Raw genomic sequence first — 1,078 nt, forward strand, 5'->3', positions numbered from 1 at the left:
GCCGTGTGTGTCGTCGTGGTTAACTTTGGAGGTTTTGCCGTGCAGCAGCTCGGGCGCGCGCCCCACCACCCCGCCGTACGCGACCGCCATGGCCTGCAGCCCCAGGCACACCCCGAACACCGGGACGCCGGTATCCGCGCAGTGCCGCACCATGTCGATGCACACGCCCGCCTGTTCGGGGGCGCCGGGCCCGGGGGAGAGCAGCACCCCGTCGTAGCGGTCGGCGGTGACGTCGGCGGGGCGTACGGCGTCGTTGCGCAGCACCTCGCACTCGGCGCCGAGCTGGTAGAGGTACTGGACGAGGTTGTAGACGAAGCTGTCGTAGTTGTCGACGACCAGAATGCGTGCGCTCATCAGCCGGCTGCCCCTTGTCCCTGCTCGCCGTTGATCGGCACGTCGTTGAACGGGAGGAGGGGTTCGGCCCAGGGAAAGACATAGCTGAACAGCAGATAGACGACCCCGAGGGCCAGCACCAGGGAGATCAGCGCGCGCACCAGCGTGTTGCCCGGCAGGTGCCGCCAGATCCAGCCGTACATGGCGTCGCTTCTCCTTCGTGTCCCGCTCCGCGCGGCGGCGCCGCGTGCCCCCAGCCTACGACGGGTGGCGGGTGCCCTTCAGAGGATCGGGATCATTCGGCCGGGCCGGCGAACTGCAGGGCGGTGGACCCGGTGTAGGCGGGCAGGGTCACGTCCGTGCCCTCCTCCACCTTCCAGCCCAGGCCGTAGGCGTCCACGTAGGCACGGTAGTTCTGGATGGTGGGGTCCTCGTCCAGGGCGGAGCGCAGCGTTTCGCGGTCGCCGACGGCGGTGACGGTGTAGGGCGGGGAGTAGAGCTGGCCCTGGAGGATGAGGGTGTTGCCGACGCAGCGCACGGCGCTGGTGGAGATGAGCCGCTGGTCCATGACCTGGATGCCCTCGGCGCCGCCGGCCCACAGGGCGTTGATGACGGCCTGGAGGTCCTGCTGGTGGATGACGAGGTCGTTGGGCAGCGGGTCGGGGAGCCCGGGGAGCAGCGGTACGGCGTCGGCGGGTGCGTCGGTGAGGGTGACGGTGAGGGCGTCGCCGGTGAGTTCGCTGAG

3 protein-coding genes are annotated in these 1,078 nt (G+C 69.9%); all 3 read right to left on the minus strand.

The annotated features are described in order from the left end of the window. Positions 1–354 (minus strand): glutamine amidotransferase-related protein (locus tag ACWF62_RS20670; RefSeq protein ID WP_452631306.1); only part of this gene is annotated, 354 nt, incomplete at its 3' end. Next, positions 354–536, minus strand: coding sequence for a hypothetical protein (locus tag ACWF62_RS20675; RefSeq protein ID WP_030732646.1), 183 nt, complete (start codon positions 534–536; stop codon positions 354–356). The genes ACWF62_RS20675 and ACWF62_RS20670, both read right to left, overlap by 1 nt. Positions 537–628: 92 nt before the next feature. Beyond that, the coding region (locus ACWF62_RS20680) for a DUF881 domain-containing protein (protein ID WP_452631308.1) at positions 629–1,078 on the minus strand (450 nt) is incomplete at its 5' end.

The organism is Rhodococcus sp. NPDC054953 (genome assembly GCF_053609225.1).

Bases quoted from the DNA above. Each gene is read 5' to 3' on its own strand.
- ACWF62_RS20675 (WP_030732646.1), bottom strand. From the start codon at position 536: ATGTACGGCTGGATCTGGCGGCACCTGCCGGGCAACACGCTGGTGCGC.